Source organism: Pseudomonas sp. DE0010 (assembly GCF_007680745.1).
In the GTDB taxonomy this organism is placed as follows: domain Bacteria; phylum Pseudomonadota; class Gammaproteobacteria; order Pseudomonadales; family Pseudomonadaceae; genus Aquipseudomonas; species Aquipseudomonas parafulva_B.
In genome coordinates this window covers 84,938-107,001 of record NZ_VEJQ01000011.1, presented here as the reverse complement: position 1 = coordinate 107,001, position 22,064 = coordinate 84,938, and the positions used below count along the sequence as shown (strand labels likewise).

Sequence of the window (22,064 nt, the reverse complement as noted above, 5' to 3'; positions counted from 1 at the left end):
GAGAAGTTGCATGCCCTATCAATCGAATGAACTGCTTTCCAGCCACTTCCGAGATCATGACATCGACCTGAGCTACATCGACGCCCAACTCGAACGCGTAGCCCCCGATAGCCCCAACCTGCCCCTCTATCGCGACATGATGCTGACGATCCTGCGCATGGCCCACGACGACGCCGACCGCTGGAGCACCAAGATCACCCTGCAAGCGCTGCGCGAACTCGACCAGTCCTTTCGCGCACTGCGTCGCCACAAGCACCGCCGTAAGGTCACTGTGTTCGGCTCGGCGCGTACGCCGCTGGAGCACCCCATGTATGCCCTGGCCCGTGAGCTGGGTGCTGCGCTGGCCCGCTCGGACCTGATGGTCATCACCGGTGGCGGCGGCGGTATCATGGCCGCCGCCCATGAAGGCTCCGGCGCCGACAACAGCCTTGGCTTCAACATCACCCTGCCCTTCGAACAACATGCCAACCCAACCATAGAAGGCACCGACAAGCTGCTGTCGTTTCACTTCTTCTTCATTCGCAAGCTGTTCTTCGTCAAGGAAGCGGACGCGCTGGTGTTGTGCCCTGGAGGGTTCGGTACGCTCGATGAAGCACTGGAAGTGCTGACGCTTATCCAGACGGGTAAGAGCCCCCTGGTACCGGTGGTACTGCTGGACTCACCGCAGGGTACCTTCTGGCAGGACTGCCTGGCGTTCATTCGCCACCAGCTGCAAGACAATCGCTACATCCTGCCAGGCGACCTTAAGCTGCTGCGTCTGGTGCACAGTGCCGAGGAAGCCGTTGAGGAAATCAATCGGTTCTACCAAAACTACCACTCCAGCCGCTGGCTGAAACGCCAGTTCGTCCTGCGCATGCACCGGCCACTCACGCCCGAAGCGTTACAGGCGATTGGCGAGCGGTTTGCCGATCTCTGCCTAAGCGGCAGCTTCGAGCAAACGCCTGATAGCAACGTCGAAAACGAAACCGGGGATTTTGGGCATCTGACACGCCTGTGCTTCGCTTTTACCGGCCGCGATCAAGGCCGACTGCGAGAGCTGGTGGACTTCATCAATCTGCCGCAACATTGGGCTGTTGCGCCATCAGCCTGCCATGAACAGCACTCGCCGGATCTCTCTTAGGCGCAGGCAGTGGGTTCAATCGTCCCAGCCTCGCCCGCTGAGCAGCTTTCCAATCATGTCCATGGGGAAACCACGATAAGCGAGAAAGCGCATTTGCTGCGCACGCGCCTTGGGATCCTCAGGGCGTTGCCCGGCATACTTGCGCTGCCATACCTCATACAGGCGCTCGCCCCAGTCGATATGACTCTCGCGAAGCGCCGCATCGATATCACCACGCGCCAAGCCGCGCTGCCCGAGCTCCTCACGGATTCGGGCAGGGCCATAACCAGAATTGGATCGATAACGAATGAAGCTTTCGAGATAGCGAGCTTCACTCAGCAGACCTTCTTCGCTCAGCCGATCAAGCTCAGACTCGATCAGCGTCTGCAAAGCCCCACGCTGAAGTAACTTGCGGGTCAATTCCACGCGACCATGCTCACGTCGCGCAAGCAGGTCCATGGCTGCCCGCCGAATGGCGACGGGGGTGTCGAGTACGGCAGGCATGTTCAGCTAAGATCGCGTGATCAATAGCCAGCTTCGGCTTCGGCCACGTCACCCGCATCGGCCTGTGCGGCCGCAGCCTTGGCAGCAGCGGCTACGGCACCGGCATTGAGCAGCTTGTCGCGGATCTGCTTCTCAATCTCGCTACCGATAGCGGGATTCTCGTGCAGGTACTTGGCAGCATTCGCCTTGCCCTGACCAATCTTGTTGCCTTGGTAGCTGTACCAGGCACCCGACTTCTCGACCAGGCCCTGAGAGACGCCCAAGTCGATGATCTCACCGTTACGGTAGATACCTTTGCCGTACAGAATCTGGAATTCTGCTTGACGGAACGGTGGCGCCACCTTGTTCTTGACGATCTTGACGCGGGTTTCGCTACCCACCACCTCGTCGCCTTCCTTGACTGCACCAGTACGACGGATATCCAGGCGAACCGACGCATAGAACTTCAGTGCGTTACCGCCAGTGGTGGTTTCTGGGCTACCGAACATCACGCCGATCTTCATACGGATCTGGTTGATGAAGATGACCAGGCAGTTGGCGTTCTTGATGTTACCGGTGATCTTGCGCAATGCCTGGGACATCAGGCGAGCCTGCAGGCCCACATGCATGTCACCCATTTCGCCTTCGATTTCAGCCTTGGGTACCAGCGCAGCCACGGAGTCGACAATGATAACGTCGACGGCGTTGGACCGTACCAGCATGTCGGTGATTTCCAACGCCTGCTCACCCGTGTCGGGCTGCGAAACCAGCAGGTCGTCTACGTTGACGCCCAGCTTCCCGGCGTACTCGGGGTCAAGGGCGTGCTCGGCATCGACGAACGCACAGGTGGCGCCACTTTTCTGGGCTTCGGCGATGACCGAGAGCGTGAGCGTTGTTTTACCTGACGATTCCGGGCCGTAGATTTCGACGATACGGCCTTTGGGCAGACCGCCAATACCCAGCGCGATGTCCAGCCCCAGGGAGCCGGTGGAAATGGAAGGGATGGCCTGGCGCTCATGGTCGCCCATGCGCATGACGGCGCCCTTACCGAATTGACGTTCGATTTGACCCAGGGCCGCAGCCAAGGCGCGCTTCTTGTTGTCGTCCATTGAAATCCTCACGTGTTCGACTTGGCCCTGATGGCCGGATAACTGTATAAGTAGCCAGTATTATTCCACAGGCGAGCGTCCGAGCAAACCCCCGATTTCGATTTAACCGGTGCCAAGCTGTAACAAGCCTTCTAAGGCGGCGACGACGGTTTGGTGCCGCACGCCCTCGCGGTCGCCTTCGAACTGACGACGCACGCTGACGACCCGCTGCCCATCGCCCCAAGCCAGCCATACGGTACCCACGGGCTTGTCAGCCGAACCGCCACCAGGGCCGGCCACCCCGCTGACCGCCACGGCGAAGCGGGCGCCGCTGGCCTGCTGCGCGCCCGCGACCATGGCCTCGACCACCTCCTGGCTTACCGCGCCCACGTGCTTGAACAGCGTCTCGGGCACTCCGAGCTGACGCGTCTTCTGCCGGTTGGAATAAGTCACGTAGCCGGCTTCGAACCAGGCCGAGCTGCCGGCGATCCGGGTAATGGCCTCGGCAATGCCGCCGCCGGTACAGGATTCGGCAGTGCTCACCTGTGCCCCCAGGCGCTGCAGGTGGTCACCCAGGCGAGTGGCGAGTGTGGTAATCGGGTCCATGCGAAAGCTCCTTGAAGACTGACCACTACCCTATCACCCCAATAGAGACGCTGGCCGGGCAAACGTTCAGGTTTTCCAAGCTCCTGCCGCAGCGCCCAGGGTAGACATGCGCGGCGTTCGGCGCCTGCACCGCACCGAAAAAGCCTGTACCATTGCCGGTTTACCCTCGCCAACCAGATCACCCGCTGTAGGCCGACCATGTCCGATCTCTCCGCACATACTCCAATGATGCAGCAGTACTGGAAGCTGAAAAACCAGCATCCTGACCAGCTGATGTTCTATCGCATGGGCGACTTCTACGAGATCTTCTATGAAGATGCGAAAAAGGCCGCCAGCCTGCTGGACATCACCCTGACCGCGCGCGGTCAGTCCGCCGGCCAGTCCATCCCCATGTGCGGGGTGCCGTTTCACTCACTCGAGGGTTACCTGGCCAAGCTGGTCAAGCTGGGCGAATCGGTGGTCATCTGCGAGCAGATCGGCGACCCGGCCACCAGCAAGGGGCCAGTCGAGCGCCAAGTGGTGCGCATCATCACGCCAGGGACCGTCAGCGACGAGGCATTGCTCGATGAACGCCGCGACAACCTGATCGCAGCGCTGCTGGGCGACGAGCGTCTGTTTGGCCTGGCCGTGCTTGACATCACTAGCGGTCACTTTGGCGTGCAGGAGATCAAAGGCTGGGAAACCCTGCTGGCCGAACTGGACCGCCTCAACCCGGTCGAGCTGCTCATCCCCGATGACTGGCCACGGGACCTGCCTGCCGAGAAACGCCCCGGCGCGCGTCGCCGAGCGCCTTGGGACTTTGACCGCGACTCGGCGCGCAAGGCGCTCTGCCAGCAATTTGCCACCAAGGACCTCAAGGGCTTTGGCTGTGACAAGCTGACCCTGGCCATCGGCGCCGCCGGCTGCCTGCTGGCCTATGCCAAGGAAACCCAGCGCACGGCGTTGCCGCACCTGCGCAGCCTGCGTCACGAGCGCCTGGACGACACGGTCATTCTCGACGGCGCCAGCCGCCGCAACCTGGAGCTGGACGTCAACCTGGCAGGCGGGCGCGACAATACCCTGCAATCAGTCGTCGATCGTTGCCAGACCGCCATGGCCAGCCGCCTGTTGAGCCGCTGGCTGAACCGCCCGCTGCGCGACCTCAAGGTCATACAGGCCCGCCAAGATTCGATCCGCTGCCTGCTCGACAGCTACCGGTTCGAAAAACTGCAGCCCCAGCTCAAGGAAATCGGCGACATCGAGCGCATCCTGGCCCGTATCGGCCTGCGCAATGCCCGCCCACGCGACCTGGCGCGCCTGCGTGACGCACTGGGTGCCTTGCCCGAGCTGCAGAATGCCATGACCGAGCTTGAGGCGCCGCACCTGGCACGCCTGGCCGCGATCACCGGCACCTACCCGGAGCTGGCCAGCCTGCTGGAGCGTGCGGTGGTCGACAACCCGCCAGCCGTAATCCGTGACGGTGGCGTGCTCAAGGCCGGCTATGACAACGAGCTCGACGAGCTGCTGGCGATCAGCGAGAACGCCGGCCAGTTCCTGATCGACCTCGAGGCGAGTGAGAAGGCACGCACCGGCCTTGCCAACCTCAAGGTCGGCTACAACCGTGTGCATGGCTATTTCATCGAGCTGCCTTCCAAGCAGGCCGAACAGGCACCGGTCGACTATATCCGTCGGCAGACCCTCAAGGGCGCCGAGCGCTTCATCACCCCGGAACTCAAGGCGTTCGAGGACAAGGCGCTGTCGGCCAAGAGCCGCGCCCTGGCCCGGGAAAAGATGCTCTACGACGCGCTGCTCGAGACCCTGATCAGCCACTTGGCGCCACTGCAGGACAGTGCCGCCGCCCTGGCTGAACTGGACGTACTCAGCAACCTGGCAGAGCGGGCCCTGAACCTGGACCTGAACTGCCCACGCTTCGTCGACGAACCGTGCCTGCGCATCGAGCAGGGGCGTCACCCTGTGGTCGAGCAGGTGCTCACCACGCCGTTCGTGGCCAACGACCTGGGCCTGGACGACAGCACCCGGATGCTGATCATCACCGGGCCGAACATGGGTGGTAAGTCCACGTACATGCGCCAGACCGCACTGATCGTGCTAATGGCACATATTGGTAGCTTCGTGCCAGCAGCGCGCTGCGAGCTGTCGGTGGTCGACCGCATCTTCACCCGCATTGGCTCCAGCGACGACCTGGCAGGGGGGCGCTCCACCTTCATGGTGGAAATGAGCGAAACCGCCAATATCCTGCACAACGCAACCGACCGCAGCCTGGTGCTGATGGACGAAGTAGGCCGCGGCACCAGCACCTTCGATGGCCTGTCGTTGGCCTGGGCAGCAGCCGAACGCCTGGCGCGCCTGCGGGCCTACACCTTGTTCGCTACCCACTACTTCGAACTGACCGTGTTGCCCGACAGCGAGCCGCTGGTGGCCAACGTGCACCTCAATGCAACGGAGCACAACGACCGCATCGTATTCCTGCACCACGTGCTGCCAGGGCCTGCGAGCCAGAGCTATGGCCTGGCGGTCGCGCAGCTGGCAGGTGTACCGGCGGTGGTCATCCAGCGCGCTCGGGAGCACCTGTCGCGCCTGGAAACCACCAGCCTGCCACACGACTCGACCCAGGTCCCGAAAGCGCAGGATGCACCGCAAGTGCCGCACCAGAGCGACTTGTTCGCCAGCCTGCCCCACCCGGCGATCGAGAAGCTGGGCAAGCTGCAGCTCGATGACATGACACCGCGCCAAGCTATCGAAATGCTATATCAACTAAAGAACCTGTTATAACGGCAGCCATGACAAGCTGGTAGAATCCGCCGCGGTTTGCTGGTACTGCACGGTTATTAGCCTGGCCTGCAGCCAAAACCCGCAAACCGCGCGGCCCGAGAGGAAGGGCCGCCGCCGTCGCCTGAGGAGAGAACTAGAAATGACCTTCGTCGTCACCGACAACTGCATCAAATGCAAATACACCGACTGCGTGGAAGTCTGTCCGGTGGACTGCTTCTACGAAGGCCCGAACTTCCTGGTCATCCACCCGGATGAGTGCATCGACTGTGCACTGTGCGAACCAGAGTGCCCGGCACAAGCCATTTTCTCGGAAGACGAAGTGCCATCGGGCATGGAAAACTTCATCGAGTTGAACGCCGAACTGGCTGAGATCTGGCCCAACATCACCGAGCGCAAGGATGCACTTCCTGATGCTGAGGAGTGGGACGGCAAGCCAGGCAAGATTGCCGACTTGCAGCGCTAACGTCGCGTGAACAAACGAAAAGGCCCGCAAGGGCCTTTTTGCTGTAGCGCGAAAGACCAGTGATGCAGATGTGACCGCCGCCACGCTGGCTTCTGATACAGCCGTTCCCAAGCGCTGTGCAGTATGCGCTTGGATCAAAAGCCTCAGAACCCAAAAAAAAGGCAAAAAAAGGGGCGGTTCGACCCGCCCACATTTTTTCCATAGTCCCTGCTTGTCCTGTACATCGTCCTGATGAAATCGCTTCTTGCGATGTCCTTGGCTCTCTTCCTGAGTGCCTGTGCGTGTCCCTGTGCACAGTTCGAATACTAGCGACCTGAGCGGGATGTGCAACGAGTCCTCCTCACAAAATGTTGCGGCCTACAAACTTTCACACATCTAAATACTTCAATATTTTCAATGAGTTAAGAAGCTATTGCTTTTGAAAACGACATTGGTTTACTGCTACACCCTTCAAAAGCTTACGTAACGAGTAAGCAAATGCTTACAGGTCGAACTGCCGCTGTGAGCACAGTGCTGAATGCGCCTGTGAAACTGCAAACCGATACGAACGCCTCTGACCGCGCAAAGCTCGTCGATAGCATGATTCTTCAAACCCCAGACGCAAAAACGCCCCTTTTTATTGGGGCGTTTCTGAACGCAGTGCAAAACCCGGGACTAACGAAAAAGCGACTCGCTGGATAGGCCGTTTTTTTCCAGAATCTCACGCAGCCGCTTGAGCCCCTCGACCTGTATCTGCCGCACCCGCTCGCGGGTCAGGCCTATCTCCAGACCGACGTCCTCCAACGTACTGCTTTCGTGCCCACGCAAGCCGAATCGGCGCACGACCACTTCACGTTGCTTGTCGGTGAGTTCACCCAACCACTGATCGATGCTCTGCGACAGGTCATCGTCCTGCAGCAGCTCGAACGGGTCTGTGGGTCGATCATCCGTCAGGGTGTCGAGCAGCGTCTTGTCCGAGTCAGGGCCCAGGGACACGTCCACGGAGGAAACCCGCTCGTTGAGACCCAGCATGCGCTTGACCTCCGCAACCGGCTTTTCAAGCAAGGCGGCGATCTCTTCGGGCGAAGGCTCGTGGTCCAGCTTCTGGGTCAGCTCGCGCGCCGCGCGCAAGTAAACGTTGAGTTCCTTGACCACATGGATGGGCAGGCGAATGGTGCGGGTCTGGTTCATGATCGCCCGCTCGATGGTCTGCCGAATCCACCAGGTGGCGTAGGTCGAGAAACGAAAGCCCCGCTCAGGGTCGAACTTCTCCACCGCGCGAATCAGCCCCAGGTTGCCTTCCTCGATCAGATCGAGCAACGACAACCCTCGGTTCACGTAGCGGCGCGCGATTTTCACCACCAGGCGCAGGTTGCTTTCGATCATGCGCTTGCGGCCAGCGGGGTCGCCCTTTTGCGACAAGCGCGCAAAGTGCACTTCTTCTTCCGGCGAAAGCAAGGGCGAAAAGCCGATTTCATTGAGGTACAACTGAGTCGCATCAAGCGCCCGGCTGTAGTCGATGTACTTGTGTTGTTTAAGCGAAGAGCCTGATTTGGCCCTGGTCCGAACCGAAGGTACAGCAGGTTCGTCTGACACCACATCCGTTTCCAAAACGATGCCCGTCTCCATGAGGAGGACGTCATCGTCGATGTCAAACTCCGGCGCTTCTTTGCTGAGAGCCATTGTTATAGTCCTTTGCTGAGTTCGAACTCAGACTCGAGCGGCGCCTGTCTCCCTGGCAGCGCTTGAGCCTGTCCCCTCCATGTCAGCGGAACAGACTGGAAACAACAATCAACGGCGTGGCAGGAACTGGAGAGGATCGACGGGTTTGCCCTGGCGGCGAATTTCGAAATGCAACTTCACCCGATCTGTGCCTGTAGACCCCATTTCAGCAATCGACTGCCCTGCCTTGACCTGCTGCCCCTCCCGTACCAAGAGCCTGCGGTTGTGGCCGTAGGCACTGACATAGGTATCGCTGTGCTTGATGATGATCAGCTCGCCGTAGCCCCTCAAACCACTCCCGGCGTACACCACTGATCCACTGGCCGCAGCAAAAACAGGCTGTCCCAAATCACCGGCGATATCAATGCCTTTATTCAAACTACCGTTTGAAGCAAATTTGCCGATCAAAACCCCGTTCGCCGGCCAGGTCCAGCCACCGGCCGCACGCTCGGCCGCAGGCACGGTAGCGACCACCGGCGTGCTCGCCGAGCTGGATGTGGTAACGGTCTTGGTAGTTGTGGCAGGGGTAGATGCCGTGGCACCTACAGGACGGCGGGTGACCGTGGTCCGGCTGGACGAGGACGGGCTGGCCACCACAGTGGTGCTGCCCGAGGCCCCGCTGCTGAAGCGAATCGGCTGGCCAGGGCGAATGGTATACGGCGGGGCGATACCGTTGCGTGCCGCCAGCTCCTTGTAGTCCCAACCGTAGCGAAACGCGATGGAGAACAGCGTGTCGCCTGGCTTGACCACATACTGACCGGAGGTCACGGTCGGCCGTTTGGGCGCGCTGCTGTTGCGGTCGACGACACGCGCACTGTTGCTGCCAGAGCTCGAACACCCCACCAGCAGTGTGCCCATGGCCAGTACCAGCACCAAGAGCCTGAGACCCGAGCTGTCCTTGCGCTGCCGAAAGACTGTGTGACCCACCCGCGCTCCCCTCATGGTGCCGAAAACGTTTCAAGACAAGAATGCAATATTGTTGCAATTATAACGAAGCTCGCCGGTCTTGGCAGGCGGCTGCAACACACTTGCACAACGTGTGTGCACCGCCAGATAGACAGGTCGATCCTGCAAGAATTCGACGCAGGTGCAAAAATAGCCCGTCGATGCCCCGATGAATCAGGCCACCGGCCCATTGAGCAGGGGCACGAAGCGTACCGCTCCGAGTACGCGGCGTGAGAACCCATGCTCTTCTCGTACGATGAGCATCAACTGCTGCACCTCACCGGGTGATCCTACTGGAATCACCATCCGCCCACCCGGCGCCAGTTGATCGAGCAGCGCCTGGGGCACTTCCGGCGCAACGGCGGTGACGATGATGCCATTGTAGGGGGCCAGTGCCGGCCACCCTTCACAACCATCGCCCCAACGAAACACCACGTTGCGCAGGTTCAGCTCCACCAGGCGTTCCTTGGCCCGGTCCTGCAGAACCTTGATGCGCTCGACCGAGAATACCCGCTCGACCAATTGCGCCAGCACGGCGGTCTGGTAGCCCGAGCCCGTGCCGATCTCCAGCACCTTATCCAGCGGGCCCGCCTCCAGCAGCAATTCGCTCATGTGCGCCACCATGAACGGTTGCGAAATGGTCTGGTTGTGGCCGATGGGCAGCGCGGTATCTTCATAGGCCCGATGGGCCAGTGCCTCGTCCACGAACAGGTGGCGTGGCGTGCGGCGAATCACATCGAGCACCTGGGGGCTGGACACGCCCTCCTCGCACAGCCGCTGGATCAGGCGCTCGCGGGTGCGTTGGGACGTCATGCCGATGCCCCGACGCAACATATCGTCCTCACGCATCAAAGCAAGCCCTCCAGCCAGCCATCGAGCTGCTCGAAGGCGTCGTTGAAGGTTCGGTCAAGCTGCAACGGGGTGATGGAAACATAGCCTTGCATCACCGCATGGAAGTCAGTACCCGGCCCGCCGTCCTCGGCATCACCAGCAACTGCGATCCAGTAGCCTTCCTTGCCACGCGGGTTGACCACCTTGGTGGGTGCCGCAGCCCGCGCCCGATGACCCAGTCGCGTCAGCTGGATGCCACGAATGCGCTCGAGCGGCAGGTTGGGTATGTTGACATTGAGGACGGTACGCGGCGGCAGCGCCAGGCGCGACTGTGCCTCGACCAGACGACGGGCGATATGAGCCGCGGCCGGCAGGTTGTCCGGTTGGCGCGAAAGCAGCGAGAACGCGAGCGACGTACCGCCCAGGAAGCGCCCCTCCAGCGCTGCGGCCACCGTGCCCGAGTACAGCACGTCATCGCCCAGGTTGGCCCCCAGGTTGATGCCCGACACGACCATGTCCGGCGTGTACGGCAACAGACCGTTCAGCCCCAGGTGCACGCAGTCGGTCGGCGTACCATTGAGGCTGATGAAGCCGTTGGCCAGCGTCTGCGGGTGCAGCGGCCGATCCAACGTCAGCGAGCTGCCGGCGCCGCTCTTGTCTTGGTCAGGTGCAATGACCGTGCACTGCGCGTAATCGGCAAGCGCAGCGTGCAGCGCCGCGATGCCTGGTGCGGTCACACCGTCGTCGTTCGAAATCAGAATACGCATGGGCTGTCCGTCTGCCCTGCCGACACCAGATCCACCACCTCGCGCACCACGACGGTGGCGAAGCATCCGGCCGGAAGGACGAATTCCAGTTGCAGGATATCAGGCTCGGGATAATGCCACGTAAGGCCAGTAATAGGGAGCCGCAGAATACGCCGTTCGTGATCCATGCCCGCCTTTGCCAACCACTGGCACAGCGCGGGCTGGGCGGCACCGACCGAATTCTCCAACGCCCCGGTTCGACCGCCGGCTGGCGAATCACCCTCGCCCCACAGAGGGCCTGTAGGGTGCAGGTCGAGAACGGCCAGGCGAGGATCGGCGCATTCGGCCTCAGCAGCAGGGAAAAAACTGCGACTGTTGGTGAACGCCAGCAGATCGCCCACTTGCGCACGGGCCCAGCTGCCATCGTTTACCCGTGCGGCCAGCACCTGGTTGAACAGGTAGCTGCGACCGGCTGAAAGCAGGCGCGAACGAACGTTACGTTGCTCAGGCAAGGCCTGGCGCTCGGCCCAACCCAGGGCGTCATGCACGTTGCCGCCGGCATGCCCGAAGCGCTGGGTACCGAAGTAATTGGGCACACCGTTCGCCTTGAGCTGGGCCAGGCGCGCATCGACAGCCTGATGATCGGCTGCCAGTTGGGTCAGGCGCAGCGTGAAGCCGTTGGACGAATGCGCGCCGCGCTGCAATTTACGCTGGTGGCGCATCTGCTTGAGCACGCGCAGATTGGCATCCTCGGCCCGCGACAGGTCTGGGTCGGCCTTGCCCGGCAAATGCAGGCTGAACCACTGGCGGGTCAAGGCTTGGCGGTCCTTGAGCCCGGCGTAGCTGATGGCGCGCGCAGGCACGCCGGCGGCCCTGGCCAGGCGGCGGGCCGCTTCCTCGGTATTGAGCTCACGCTTTTCCACCCATAGCCACAGGTGCTCGCCTTGGCCAGACAGCGGGATATCAAGCACTTCGTCGACCTGAAAATCTTCGGCAACGGCCTTGAGCACAGCCGTGCCCAGGACTTGCCCCGATGCCCTTGGGCCCAACAGATCCAGTTCGGTCATGCCGGCAGCAACAGGGCAACCGCGTGCACGGCGATCCCCTCCTCACGCCCGGCGAAGCCCAGCTTCTCGGTCGTCGTGGCCTTGACGTTGACTTGGTCGAGGCCCACCGCGAGATCGTCGGCGATGCGCTGGCGCATGACCTCGATGTGGGGTGCCATCTTCGGCGCCTGGGCAATGATGGTGGCGTCGACATTGCCCACTTGCCAGCCCTTGGCCCGAACGACATCCAGCACATGACGCAGCAGCACGCGGCTGTCGGCGCCCTTGAATTGCGGATCGGTGTCGGGGAAGTGCTTGCCGATATCACCCAGTGCGGCGGCGCCGAGCAATGCATCGCTCAGGGCATGCAGCAGCACGTCACCATCGGAATGGGCCAGCAGGCCGAACTTGTGGGGGATACGCACCCCGCCCAGGGTAATGAAATCACCGTCGCAGAACCGGTGCACATCGTAGCCGTGGCCAATACGCATAAGAAAACGCCCTGAATGAGTCAGGGCGTGATTCTACCTGCATTTGCCACGCCAAGGTGCAGAGCCGGCGAACGTCGCCGGCTGGCTGCCCTACGGCTACACCCGTCCCAGGGCTACCGCGTGGTGGCGCAGGTGCTCCTCGATGAAGCTGGCGATGAAGTAGTAGCTGTGATCGTAGCCAGGCTGCAGGCGCAGGGTCAGCTCATGACCGCCTTTGCGCGCCGCTTGCTCCAGGGCCTCAGGCTTGAGCTGCTTTTCGAGGAAGTCGTCGCGATCGCCCTGGTCCACCAGCAACGGGGGGCACTGCCCCGACGGGGTTTCGGCCAGCAACATGCTGGCATCCCACTCACGCCAACGCGTGCGCTCTTCACCCAGGTAGCGGCTGAAGGCCTTTTCGCCCCAAGGGCAATCCATCGGGTTGCAGATCGGCGAAAACGCCGACACCGAGCGATAGCGGCCGGGGTTGCGCAATGCGCAGACCAGGGCGCCGTGCCCGCCCATGGAGTGCCCACTGATGCTGCGCTCGCCCGAAGCCGGGAAATGCGCCTCGATCAGGGCCGGCAGTTCCTGCACCACGTAATCGTGCATGCGGTAGTGCTGAGCCCAGGGTTGCTGCGTGGCGTTGAGGTAGAAGCCAGCACCCAGACCAAAGTCCCAGGCACCGTCAGGATCCCCGGGTACCTGCTCGCCGCGAGGGCTGGTGTCGGGCGCCACGATGATCAGCCCCAGCTCTGCGGCCAGGCGCTGGGCGCCGGCCTTCTGCATGAAGTTCTCGTCGTTGCAGGTCAAGCCGCTAAGCCAGTACAGCACCGGCAGCTTCTCGCCCTGCTCGGCCTGAGGTGGCAGGTAGACGGCGAACACCATGTCGCAACCCAGCACCTTGGAGGTGTGGCGGTAACGCTTGTGCCAGCCGCCGAAGCTCTTCTGGCAGGAAATGTTGTCCAGGGTCATGGCAAGCCTCAGAAGTGAATGACGCTGCGAATGCTCTTGCCTTCGTGCATCAGGTCGAAGGCCTTGTTGATGTCCTCCAGGCCCATGGTGTGGGTGATGAAGGTATCCAGCGGAATCTCGCCCTTTTCGGACATTTCCACGTAGCTCGGCAATTCGCTGCGGCCACGCACGCCGCCGAAGGCCGAACCGCGCCAGACGCGCCCGGTGACCAATTGGAACGGCCGGGTGGCGATTTCCTGACCGGCGCCGGCGACACCGATGATCACCGACTCGCCCCAGCCCTTGTGGCAGCACTCCAGGGCGGCACGCATCAGTTGCACGTTGCCGATGCACTCGAAGGAGAAGTCCACGCCGCCGTCGGTCAGGTCGACGATCACTTCCTGGATCGGGCGATCGTACTCCTTGGGGTTGATGCAATCGGTAGCGCCCAGTTGGCGAGCGATTTCGAACTTGGCCGGGTTGATGTCGATGGCGATGATGCGCGAGGCCTTGGCCTTGACCGCACCGATGATGGCCGAGAGGCCAATGCCGCCCAGCCCGAAGACGGCGACGGTATCACCCGGTTGTACCTTGGCGGTGTTCAGCACTGCGCCAATACCCGTGGTCACGCCGCAGCCCAGCAGGCAGACCTTCTCCAGCGGCGCCTCTTTCTGGATCTTGGCCACCGAAATTTCCGGCAACACGGTGTATTCGGAGAAGGTCGAGGTGCCCATGTAGTGGAACAACTGCTGACCCTTGTAGGAGAAACGCGTGGTGCCGTCGGGCATCAGGCCCTTGCCCTGGGTGGCGCGGATGGCCTGACACAGGTTGGTCTTGCCGGACAGGCAGAATTTGCACTTGCCACACTCAGGGGTATACAGCGGAATCACATGGTCACCCACCGCCACCGAGGTCACGCCCTCGCCCACGGCTTCGACGATGGCGCCGCCTTCGTGGCCGAGGATCGACGGGAAGATGCCTTCCGGGTCAGCACCGGACAAGGTATAGGCATCGGTGTGGCACACGCCGCTGGCAACCACGCGCAACAACACCTCGCCCGCCTTGGGCATGGCCACATCGACTTCAACGATTTCCAAGGGTTTCTTGGCTTCGAAAGCTACGGCAGCGCGGGACTTGATCATCGCAGGGTCTCCAGATAGATAAACGAAATCGGCAGACAGTGTATTTCACCTGCATTTGTTGAATAATCGGGTGAAAGACAAAACATTATTGCTGTGCAGGGATAATCATGAACAACCGCTGGGAGGGCATCGATGAATTCGTTGCCGTGGCCGAATCGGGTCAGTTCACGGCGGCGGCTGAACGGCTGGGCGTGTCCTCTTCCCATGTAAGCCGGCAGATAGCGCGCCTGGAAGAACGTGTACAGACGCGCTTGCTGTATCGCAGCACACGGAAGGTCACCCTCAGCGAGGCCGGCCAGACGTTCCTGCAGCACTGCCAGCGCTTGCAGGACGGACGCGAGGAAGCGCTGCGGGCGATGGGCGATCTGGCCAGCGAGCCCAAGGGGCTGCTGCGCATGACATGCGCCGTGGCCTACGGCGAGCGCTTCATCGTGCCCTTGGTCACCCGTTTCATGGCGATGTACCCGCAGTTGAGGGTGGACGTCGAACTGAGCAACCAGACCCTGGACCTGCTGCACGAAGGCATGGACTTGGCCATCCGCCTCGGTCGCCTAGCCGACTCGCGCCTGATCGCGACGCGCCTGGCACCCCGGCGCATGTACGTGTGCGCCTCGCCAGGCTACCTGGCGCGCTACGGCAGGCCGCACAGCCTGTCGGAACTGGCCAGGCACAACTGCCTGATAGGCAGTTCGGATGTGTGGGCGTTGCAAATGGAGGGGCGTGAAATCAGCCAGCGCGTCCAGGGCAACTGGCGATGCAACAGCGGCCAGGCGGTGCTGGATGCGGCGCTTCAGGGCATCGGCTTATGCCAATTGCCGGATTACTACGTGCTCGAACACCTGCACAGCGGTGCTTTGGTCCCGCTGCTGCAAGCCCACCAACCCCCCAATACGGCGGTGTGGGCCTTGTATCCGCAGCAGCGGCACCTGTCGCCCAAAGTGCGGCGCCTGGTGGACTATCTGAAAGAGGGCCTGGCAGGTCTGCCGGAGTATCGGGCATGACCGGCGCTCAGCCACAATGGCGGGCGCTGGCAGCCTGATTCAATCACTGGCGAGGTGAACGGCCCAGGTCAACGTCTCCCACTCCAGCGCTGGCGCAGCCACTCCAGGTCTTCAGGCCGCGTAACCTTGAGGTTGTCACTGCGGCCCTCGATCAGCCGTGGCGATTGACCAGACCATTCGATGGCCGAAGCCTCATCGGTCACCACCACATCCGATACCAAGCACTCGGCCAGTGCCCGATGCAGCGCCCCCAAACGGAACATCTGCGGTGTATAGGCCTGCCAAATGGTGCTGCGGTCAACCGTGGCGCTGACGCGCCCGTGGCCGTCGGCCCTTTTGAGCGTGTCACGGGCAGGTACGGCCAACAGTCCGCCCACCGGATCATCTGCCAATTCAGCCAGCAGCTTGTCCAGGTCACTGCGTGCCAGGTTTGGCCGCGCCGCGTCGTGCACCAACACCCAGTCATCATCTTCCGCGCCTTGGGCGTGCAACAGCAGCAAGGCATTGAGCACCGAGTCAGCACGCTCGCGCCCTCCGGCAGCCCGGCGGATACGCGGGTCGCTGGCGCACCGAAGGCCGGGCCAGTATGGGTCGTGTTCAGCGATGCTGACCACGACCCCCTTGAGGGAGGGGTGGTCGAGAAAACACGCCAGGCTGTGCTCGATGATGGTCTGCCCTGCCAGCTCCAGGTATTGCTTGGGACGATCGGCAGCCATGCGAGCGCCCACACCCGCCGCAGGGATCACGGCCCAGAAGGCCGGCAAGCGCTCACTCATTTCTGGGGCAACTGAAAGAGGGTTTCGCCTTCCTTGACCATGCCGAGCTCGTGGCGGGCACGCTCTTCGACGGTTTCCATGCCTTTTTTCAACTCCAGCACTTCGGCGTCGAGCACACGGTTACGCTCCAGCAGCCGCTCGTTCTCGGCATGCTGCTCGTCAATCTGCTGCTTGAGCTCGGCCACCTGCGCCAGGCTGCCATTGCCTACCCACAAACGGTATTGCAGGCCGCCCAGCAGCAGAAGCAGGACCAGGAACAACCAATAAGGACTGCGCATCAAGATATCCAGGTTGAAAGACCCTGTTGGTTCAGGGTCTCAGATAGCACGAAGCCTGGCCGAGGCCAGGCTTCTCAAACAGAAACCCGATGGAACGTAAGAAGTTACGGTACGAACGTTCCTACAGCTCCGGCTGCTGTCTTTTTACCACCTCTTGCTTAGCCGCGAAACTCGGTACGGCCACGGTAAACCGCCTTGGCACCCAGTTGCTCTTCGATGCGCAGCAATTGGTTGTACTTCGACACGCGGTCAGAACGGCACAGCGAGCCCGTCTTGATCTGACCGGCCGCAGTACCCACAGCCAGGTCGGCGATGGTGGAGTCTTCGGTTTCACCCGAGCGGTGGGAGATCACGGCCGTGTAACCGGCGGCCTTGGCCATCTGGATGGCTTCCAGGGTCTCGGTCAGCGAGCCGATCTGATTGAACTTGATCAGGATCGAGTTACCGATGCCCTTCTCGATGCCTTCCTTGAGGATCTTGGTGTTGGTCACGAACAGGTCGTCACCGACCAGCTGCACCTTCTCGCCGATCTTGTCGGTGAGGATCTTCCAGCCAGCCCAGTCGGACTCGTCCAGGCCATCTTCGATCGAAATGATCGGAAAGCGCTCGGTCAGGCCCTTGAGGTAGTCGGCAAAACCTTCGGCGTCGAACGACTTGCCTTCGCCGGACAGGGTGTACTTGCCGTCTTCATAGAACTCGGAGGCGGCGCAGTCCAGGGCCAGGGTCACGTCGGTGCCCAGCTTGTAGCCGGCTTTCTCGACGGCTTCGGCGATGGCGCCGAGGGCATCTTCGTTGGAGGCCAGGTTAGGGGCGAAGCCACCTTCGTCACCGACGGCAGTGTTCAGGCCACGGGCCTTGAGCACGGCCTTGAGGTGATGGAAGATCTCGGTCCCCATGCGCAGGCCGTCGGAGAAGGTCTTGGCGCCCACCGGCTGGACCATGAACTCCTGAATATCGACGTTGTTGTCGGCATGCTCGCCACCGTTGATGATGTTCATCATCGGTACCGGCATCGAGTACTGGCCTGGAGTGCCGTTGAGGTTGGCAATGTGGGCGTACAGGGGCAGGTCCTGATCCTGGGCAGCCGCTTTGGCAGCCGCCAGGGACACAGCCAGGATCGCGTTGGCGCCCAGCTTGGCCTTGTTCTCGGTACCGTCCAGCTCGATCATGGCGTGGTCCAGGGCCTTCTGGTCGGAAGGGTCCTTGCCCAGCAGCAGGTCGCGGATCGGGCCATTGATGTTGGCGACAGCCTTCAGCACACCCTTGCCCAGGTAACGGCTCTTGTCGCCATCACGCAGCTCCAGCGCTTCGCGCGAGCCGGTGGAAGCACCGGACGGCGCGCATGCGCTGCCGATGATGCCGTTGTCGAGCAGTACATCGGCTTCCACGGTGGGGTTGCCACGCGAATCGAGAACTTCACGACCTTTGATGTCGACGATTTTTGCCATTGTTGTAAGCACTCCAGAATTGACGAAAACAACGCAGCTTAGAAAATTCTTGCCGTTCACCGGACGAGGATGCTGTGGCAGGCCCGGCGAAGGGAGCCCCTGACCGAGTGGTCAGGGGTGAATCGGACGGTACTTTACCCGAGAAAAGTGCTTTACGCGGTTTCTACCGTCGGAAAACTTTTCACCAGGTCATCCAGTTGCTTGAGCTGAGCCAGGAATGGCTCCAGCTTGTCCAGGCGCAGGGCACACGGGCCGTCGCACTTGGCGTTGTCCGGATCGGGGTGAGCTTCGAGGAACAGCCCTGCCAGCCCCTGGCTCATGCCAGCCTTGGCCAGGTCGGTCACCTGAGCGCGGCGCCCGCCAGCGGAGTCGGCACGTCCACCCGGCATCTGCAGGGCATGGGTCACGTCGAAGAACACCGGGTATTCGAACTGCTTCATGACACCGAAGCCGAGCATGTCCACGACCAGGTTGTTGTAACCGAAGCTCGAACCACGCTCGCACAGGATCAATTGGTCATTACCGGCTTCTTCGCACTTGGTCAGGATGTGTTTCATCTCCTGGGGTGCGAGGAACTGGGCCTTCTTGATATTGATCACCGCGCCGGTCTTGGCCATCGCCACCACCAGGTCGGTCTGGCGCGACAGGAAAGCCGGCAACTGGATGATGTCGCAGACCTTGGCTACCGGCTCGGCCTGGTAAGGCTCGTGCACATCGGTGATCACCGGCACGTTGAAGGTACGCTTGATCTCCTCGAAGATCTTCAGGCCTTCTTCCATGCCAGGGCCGCGGTAGGAGGTGACCGAGGACCGGTTGGCCTTGTCGAAGCTGGCCTTGAACACATACGGGATACCGAGCTTTTCGGTAACCCGCACGTACTCTTCGCACACCTTCATGGCCAGGTCGCGGGATTCCAGCACGTTCATGCCACCGAACAGGACGAATGGCTTGTCGTTGGCGATATCGATGTGACCGACGCGGATGATCTTCTGGGGCATGGATCAGGCCTTGTTCTTCTGGGCGAGCGCCGCCTTGACGAAGCCACTGAACAGCGGGTGGCCATCGCGTGGGGTGGAGGTGAACTCCGGGTGGAACTGGCAGGCGACGAACCAGGGGTGGTCCTTGGACTCCACCACCTCGACCAGGGCACCGTCTTCGGAACGACCGGAAACCACCAGGCCCGCGTCCACCAGTTGCGGCAGCAGGTTGTTGTTCACTTCGTAGCGGTGACGGTGGCGCTCGGTGATGATGTCCTTGCCATAGCAGGCATGCACGTTGGAACCTGCAGCCAGCTGGCAGTCCTGGGCGCCCAGGCGCATGGTGCCGCCCAGGTCGGACGCCTCGCTGCGGGTTTCGACCGCGCCGGTGGCATCTGCCCACTCGGTGATCAGGCCGACGACCGGGTGGCCGCTGTCGCGATCGAACTCGGTGGAGTTGGCGTCGCTCCAGCCCATCACGTTACGGGCGAACTCGATGACGGCCACTTGCATGCCCAGGCAGATACCCAGGTACGGCACCTTGTTCTCACGGGCGTATTGCACCGCCGTGATCTTGCCTTCGACACCGCGCAGACCGAACCCACCGGGGACCAGAATGGCATCGGCGCCTTCGAGCAGGCTGGTGCCCTGGTTCTCGATGTCTTCGGAATCGATGTAGCGCAGGTTGACCTTGGTGCGGTTGGTGATGCCCGCGTGGCTCATCGCTTCGATCAGCGACTTGTACGCATCGAGCAGCTCCATGTACTTGCCGACCATTGCGATGGTGACTTCATGCTCCGGGTTGAGCTTGGCGTCAACCACCTTGTCCCACTCGGACAGGTCGGCACCCGTGCACTGCAGGCCGAAACGCTCGACGACGAAGTCGTCCAGGCCCTGGGCATGCAAGACACCTGGAATCTTGTAGATGGTGTCGACGTCTTCCAGCGAAATCACCGCACGCTCTTCAACGTTGGTGAACAAGGCGATCTTGCGGCGCGAGGATGCATCGACAGGATGATCGGAGCGGCAGATCAGCACGTCAGGCTGCAGGCCGATGGAGCGCAGCTCCTTGACCGAGTGCTGGGTCGGCTTGGTCTTGGTTTCACCGGCGGTGGCGATGTAAGGCACCAGCGTCAGGTGCATCAGCATCGCGCGCTTGGAGCCTACTTCCACGCGCAGCTGGCGAATGGCTTCGAGGAACGGCTGGGACTCGATGTCACCCACGGTGCCGCCGATCTCGACCAGGGCCACGTCGGCATCGCCTGCACCTTTGATGATGCGGCGCTTGATTTCATCGGTGATGTGCGGGATGACCTGGATGGTCGCGCCCAGGTAGTCACCGCGGCGTTCCTTGCGCAGCACGTGCTCGTAGACGCGGCCGGTGGTGAAGTTATTGTTCTGGGTCATGGTGGTGCGGATGAACCGCTCATAGTGGCCCAGGTCCAGGTCGGTCTCGGCGCCGTCCTGGGTGACGAATACTTCACCGTGCTGGAACGGGCTCATGGTGCCTGGGTCGACGTTGATGTACGGATCCAGCTTGAGCATGGTGACCTTCAGGCCCCGCGCCTCCAGGATGGCCGCCAGGGAAGCCGAGGCAATGCCTTTCCCCAATGAAGAAACAACACCGCCCGTGACGAATATGTAGCGCGTCATGAAAAACCCTAGAAGTCTGCGTTAAAGCGGCCAGCGCCGCCGGAGATAGCGAAGGAGGGCAAACGCCCCCGATCACCTGCGTCAATCACAGTGCATCTCGAAAAACTGCCGCGTGTGTACAGACCAGGGGTAACCCTGGCAGGGCGCTCGCTCGTCATTTCTAAGAATCAGCCCAGCAAAAAACTGCTTGGTAATCGGCAACTCCTGTGTTTTCGCGGAACCCACAGAAGCTGTATCAAGAAGGGAGGGTAGTCTACCCGAATGTACCCACTAGCTCAAACCTTGCGCGCTGGTCGGCAACTGCCAGTTCAGGTAGTAATCGCCTTGGGCCAGACCGGGCAGGTTGGCCACCGCCAGCAGCTGGTCGCCTTGGTAGAGCAGCGGCAGGCGCAGGCGCAGAAAATGCGGCACGTGCAGTTCATTGAGCAAGCGCTTGAGATCACGTCGCCCGCGCCCTGGGATGTCCAGCCACTCCCCGCCCTGACGGTAGCCGATACGCAGGCCCGTCAGCGCGCCTGCGCCAACAAGTCGCACGCTACCGTTGCCAGGCAAGGCCAACGGCTGATCGGCGTTTTCCCACTCCATGGCCCTACAGGGCGTTTGCAACCAGTCGCCGCTCAGCCACCAGATGCGCCCCTGGCTGCGGACCAGTTGGCCATCGGCCAGTTGCCACACGGGGCAGGCATCGACCGCGGCGTTGCGCAGGTCCGCCCAGCCGGCCCAGTGGCGCGCGTCGGGCAACCGGGTTCGGTGGCTGAGCCAATACTGCAACGCATTGCGCTGGCGGGCAGGTGAAAGCGCGAGCAGGCCGGCCAGGTCCAGCGAATCGAGCCCAGGCCAAACAGCAGGGGCACCCTGGCGTACGGGCGCCAGGTCGTTTTCGGCCAGCTCGTCCAGCAGGCTCAACGCTTCGCCTAGGTGTTCGGCGGCACGGGCCAGGTTCTGCCCGGCTTGCGGCCAGCGCTGTCGAAGGGACGGCAAGACCTCACTGCGCAGATAGTTGCGGGCAAACCGTGTGTCGGCATTCGAAGGGTCCTCGACCCAGCCCAACGCGTGCGCCTGTGCATAGCGTTGCAACTGTTGCCGGGAACAACTGAGCAATGGCCTGACCAGCCTGCCCTGCCCTAGCGCCCGCTCCATCGGCATCGCCGCCAGGCCACGCAACCCCGCGCCCCGCAGCAGGCGAAACAGCAGCGTTTCAGCCTGATCGTCGCGGTGCTGGCCGGTGAACAGCATGTCACCTGCCGCCAACACCCGCTCGAACGCAGCGTAACGGGCCTGACGGGCAGCCTGCTCCAGGCTCGGGCCTGGGGCGACGTCGACCTCGATGACCTGCAGCTCGACGCCCAGGTCATCGCACACACGCTGGCAATGGGCAGGCCATACCTGCGCGGCGGGTTGCAGGCCATGATTGATGTGAATCGCGCGCAGCGGCGGTGCAGGATGGCTACAGGCGTAGGCAGCGAGCCAGTGCAGCAGGACGGTGGAATCGAGGCCGCCAGAGAGGGCGACGTACCACGTACGGGCGCATAGCCAGGGGGCGAGATCAATCATCGAGGCCTCGATCAACCTGGGTGACGGATGTGGG

21 protein-coding genes are annotated in these 22,064 nt (G+C 62.0%); 4 read left to right on the top strand and 17 right to left on the bottom strand.

All coding sequences use genetic code 11. The features are described from left to right. Positions 1-10 precede the first annotated feature (10 nt). Entirely contained in the window at positions 11-1,120 is a 1,110-nt protein-coding gene (locus tag FS767_RS10780; protein WP_144965317.1) for a TIGR00730 family Rossman fold protein, read from the top strand. 15 nt (positions 1,121-1,135) lie between these two features. Here the strand turns inward: FS767_RS10780 and recX are convergent, their stop codons facing one another. The 3 genes from recX to FS767_RS10765 all read right to left on the bottom strand — a co-directional run bounded on the left by recX (position 1,136) and on the right by FS767_RS10765 (position 3,276). Continuing rightward, positions 1,136-1,603, bottom strand: coding sequence for a recombination regulator RecX (recX, locus tag FS767_RS10775; RefSeq protein ID WP_144965315.1), 468 nt, complete (start codon positions 1,601-1,603; stop codon positions 1,136-1,138). Positions 1,604-1,623: 20 nt separating this feature from the next. Beyond that, a complete protein-coding gene (gene recA / locus FS767_RS10770; RefSeq protein ID WP_023534161.1) occupies positions 1,624-2,691 on the bottom strand; it encodes a recombinase RecA in 1,068 nt (355 codons plus the stop codon). 102 nt (positions 2,692-2,793) lie between these two features. Next, complete coding sequence (locus tag FS767_RS10765) at positions 2,794-3,276, bottom strand: CinA family protein (RefSeq protein ID WP_144965313.1); 483 nt, start codon at positions 3,274-3,276, stop codon at positions 2,794-2,796. A 198-nt stretch (positions 3,277-3,474) separates the two neighbouring features. Between FS767_RS10765 and mutS the strand changes: the two genes are divergently transcribed. Continuing rightward, on the top strand, positions 3,475-6,048 hold the full coding sequence (gene mutS, locus FS767_RS10760; protein WP_144965311.1) for a DNA mismatch repair protein MutS: 2,574 nt from the start codon (positions 3,475-3,477) through the stop codon (positions 6,046-6,048). Between the two features lie 139 nt (positions 6,049-6,187). Further along, entirely contained in the window at positions 6,188-6,511 is a 324-nt protein-coding gene (gene fdxA, locus FS767_RS10755) for a ferredoxin FdxA (RefSeq protein WP_023534129.1), read from the top strand. Positions 6,512-7,165: 654 nt separating this feature from the next. Here the strand turns inward: fdxA and rpoS are convergent. From rpoS to FS767_RS10715, 8 genes are all read right to left on the bottom strand, one after another. Next, positions 7,166-8,173 (bottom strand): RNA polymerase sigma factor RpoS, encoded by a 1,008-nt coding sequence (gene rpoS / locus FS767_RS10750; RefSeq protein ID WP_023534146.1) that lies wholly within the window; start codon positions 8,171-8,173, stop codon positions 7,166-7,168. A gap of 108 nt (positions 8,174-8,281) precedes the next feature. Next, on the bottom strand, positions 8,282-9,139 hold the full coding sequence (locus FS767_RS10745) for a peptidoglycan DD-metalloendopeptidase family protein (RefSeq protein WP_027913895.1): 858 nt from the start codon (positions 9,137-9,139) through the stop codon (positions 8,282-8,284). A gap of 192 nt (positions 9,140-9,331) precedes the next feature. Next, positions 9,332-9,970: a protein-L-isoaspartate(D-aspartate) O-methyltransferase gene (locus tag FS767_RS10740; protein ID WP_167339267.1), complete on the bottom strand. Its 639-nt coding sequence runs from the start codon at positions 9,968-9,970 to the stop codon at positions 9,332-9,334. A gap of 35 nt (positions 9,971-10,005) precedes the next feature. Further along, on the bottom strand, positions 10,006-10,755 hold the full coding sequence (gene surE / locus FS767_RS10735; RefSeq protein WP_058605322.1) for a 5'/3'-nucleotidase SurE: 750 nt from the start codon (positions 10,753-10,755) through the stop codon (positions 10,006-10,008). Continuing rightward, positions 10,743-11,801, bottom strand: a complete 1,059-nt coding sequence (truD, locus tag FS767_RS10730) for a tRNA pseudouridine(13) synthase TruD (protein WP_144965309.1) — start codon at positions 11,799-11,801, stop codon at positions 10,743-10,745. Before truD ends, surE begins: the two co-directional genes overlap by 13 nt. Next, on the bottom strand, positions 11,798-12,271 hold the full coding sequence (ispF, locus tag FS767_RS10725) for a 2-C-methyl-D-erythritol 2,4-cyclodiphosphate synthase (protein ID WP_058605320.1): 474 nt from the start codon (positions 12,269-12,271) through the stop codon (positions 11,798-11,800). Before ispF ends, truD begins: the two co-directional genes overlap by 4 nt. Positions 12,272-12,367: 96 nt before the next feature. Continuing rightward, a complete protein-coding gene (fghA, locus tag FS767_RS10720; RefSeq protein ID WP_144965307.1) occupies positions 12,368-13,222 on the bottom strand; it encodes an S-formylglutathione hydrolase in 855 nt (284 codons plus the stop codon). A gap of 8 nt (positions 13,223-13,230) precedes the next feature. Then, positions 13,231-14,343 (bottom strand): S-(hydroxymethyl)glutathione dehydrogenase/class III alcohol dehydrogenase, encoded by a 1,113-nt coding sequence (locus FS767_RS10715; RefSeq protein WP_023534027.1) that lies wholly within the window; start codon positions 14,341-14,343, stop codon positions 13,231-13,233. Positions 14,344-14,450: 107 nt separating this feature from the next. On the opposite strand from FS767_RS10715, the gene FS767_RS10710 reads away from it, so the two are divergent. Further along, positions 14,451-15,344: a LysR substrate-binding domain-containing protein gene (locus tag FS767_RS10710; RefSeq protein ID WP_144965305.1), complete on the top strand. Its 894-nt coding sequence runs from the start codon at positions 14,451-14,453 to the stop codon at positions 15,342-15,344. A gap of 68 nt (positions 15,345-15,412) precedes the next feature. Here the strand turns inward: FS767_RS10710 and ispD are convergent, their stop codons facing one another. From ispD to tilS, 6 genes are all read right to left on the bottom strand, one after another. Further along, a complete protein-coding gene (gene ispD / locus FS767_RS10705) occupies positions 15,413-16,120 on the bottom strand; it encodes a 2-C-methyl-D-erythritol 4-phosphate cytidylyltransferase (RefSeq protein WP_058639511.1) in 708 nt (235 codons plus the stop codon). Beyond that, complete coding sequence (ftsB, locus tag FS767_RS10700) at positions 16,117-16,398, bottom strand: cell division protein FtsB (protein ID WP_023534037.1); 282 nt, start codon at positions 16,396-16,398, stop codon at positions 16,117-16,119. The genes ispD and ftsB overlap by 4 nt, the downstream gene beginning before the upstream one ends. A gap of 158 nt (positions 16,399-16,556) precedes the next feature. Then, a complete protein-coding gene (eno, locus tag FS767_RS10695; protein ID WP_144965303.1) occupies positions 16,557-17,846 on the bottom strand; it encodes a phosphopyruvate hydratase in 1,290 nt (429 codons plus the stop codon). A 152-nt stretch (positions 17,847-17,998) separates the two neighbouring features. Continuing rightward, positions 17,999-18,844 (bottom strand): 3-deoxy-8-phosphooctulonate synthase, encoded by an 846-nt coding sequence (gene kdsA, locus FS767_RS10690; protein WP_058605314.1) that lies wholly within the window; start codon positions 18,842-18,844, stop codon positions 17,999-18,001. A 3-nt stretch (positions 18,845-18,847) separates the two neighbouring features. Then, a complete protein-coding gene (locus FS767_RS10685) occupies positions 18,848-20,476 on the bottom strand; it encodes a CTP synthase (protein ID WP_058605313.1) in 1,629 nt (542 codons plus the stop codon). Between the two features lie 270 nt (positions 20,477-20,746). After that, entirely contained in the window at positions 20,747-22,030 is a 1,284-nt protein-coding gene (gene tilS / locus FS767_RS10680) for a tRNA lysidine(34) synthetase TilS (protein ID WP_144965301.1), read from the bottom strand. Positions 22,031-22,064: the final 34 nt, after the last annotated feature.

Excerpts from the sequence above, each read along its gene's own strand:
- rpoS (WP_023534146.1), bottom strand. The coding sequence starts at position 8,173 with ATGGCTCTCAGCAAAGAAGCGCCGGAGTTTGACATCGACGATGACGTC.
- surE (WP_058605322.1), bottom strand. The coding sequence starts at position 10,755 with ATGCGTATTCTGATTTCGAACGACGACGGTGTGACCGCACCAGGCATC.
- recX (WP_144965315.1), bottom strand. The coding sequence starts at position 1,603 with ATGCCTGCCGTACTCGACACCCCCGTCGCCATTCGGCGGGCAGCCATG.
- truD (WP_144965309.1), bottom strand. The coding sequence starts at position 11,801 with ATGACCGAACTGGATCTGTTGGGCCCAAGGGCATCGGGGCAAGTCCTG.
- FS767_RS10710 (WP_144965305.1), top strand. The coding sequence starts at position 14,451 with ATGAACAACCGCTGGGAGGGCATCGATGAATTCGTTGCCGTGGCCGAA.
- FS767_RS10740 (WP_167339267.1), bottom strand. The coding sequence starts at position 9,970 with ATGACGTCCCAACGCACCCGCGAGCGCCTGATCCAGCGGCTGTGCGAG.
- mutS (WP_144965311.1), top strand. The coding sequence starts at position 3,475 with ATGTCCGATCTCTCCGCACATACTCCAATGATGCAGCAGTACTGGAAG.
- fdxA (WP_023534129.1), top strand. The coding sequence starts at position 6,188 with ATGACCTTCGTCGTCACCGACAACTGCATCAAATGCAAATACACCGAC.
- eno (WP_144965303.1), bottom strand. The coding sequence starts at position 17,846 with ATGGCAAAAATCGTCGACATCAAAGGTCGTGAAGTTCTCGATTCGCGT.
- tilS (WP_144965301.1), bottom strand. The coding sequence starts at position 22,030 with ATGATTGATCTCGCCCCCTGGCTATGCGCCCGTACGTGGTACGTCGCC.
- ispF (WP_058605320.1), bottom strand. The coding sequence starts at position 12,271 with ATGCGTATTGGCCACGGCTACGATGTGCACCGGTTCTGCGACGGTGAT.
- FS767_RS10685 (WP_058605313.1), bottom strand. The coding sequence starts at position 20,476 with ATGACGCGCTACATATTCGTCACGGGCGGTGTTGTTTCTTCATTGGGG.
- ftsB (WP_023534037.1), bottom strand. The coding sequence starts at position 16,398 with ATGCGCAGTCCTTATTGGTTGTTCCTGGTCCTGCTTCTGCTGCTGGGC.
- FS767_RS10780 (WP_144965317.1), top strand. The coding sequence starts at position 11 with ATGCCCTATCAATCGAATGAACTGCTTTCCAGCCACTTCCGAGATCAT.
- ispD (WP_058639511.1), bottom strand. The coding sequence starts at position 16,120 with ATGAGTGAGCGCTTGCCGGCCTTCTGGGCCGTGATCCCTGCGGCGGGT.
- FS767_RS10765 (WP_144965313.1), bottom strand. The coding sequence starts at position 3,276 with ATGGACCCGATTACCACACTCGCCACTCGCCTGGGTGACCACCTGCAG.
- FS767_RS10715 (WP_023534027.1), bottom strand. The coding sequence starts at position 14,343 with ATGATCAAGTCCCGCGCTGCCGTAGCTTTCGAAGCCAAGAAACCCTTG.
- recA (WP_023534161.1), bottom strand. The coding sequence starts at position 2,691 with ATGGACGACAACAAGAAGCGCGCCTTGGCTGCGGCCCTGGGTCAAATC.
- kdsA (WP_058605314.1), bottom strand. The coding sequence starts at position 18,844 with ATGCCCCAGAAGATCATCCGCGTCGGTCACATCGATATCGCCAACGAC.
- fghA (WP_144965307.1), bottom strand. The coding sequence starts at position 13,222 with ATGACCCTGGACAACATTTCCTGCCAGAAGAGCTTCGGCGGCTGGCAC.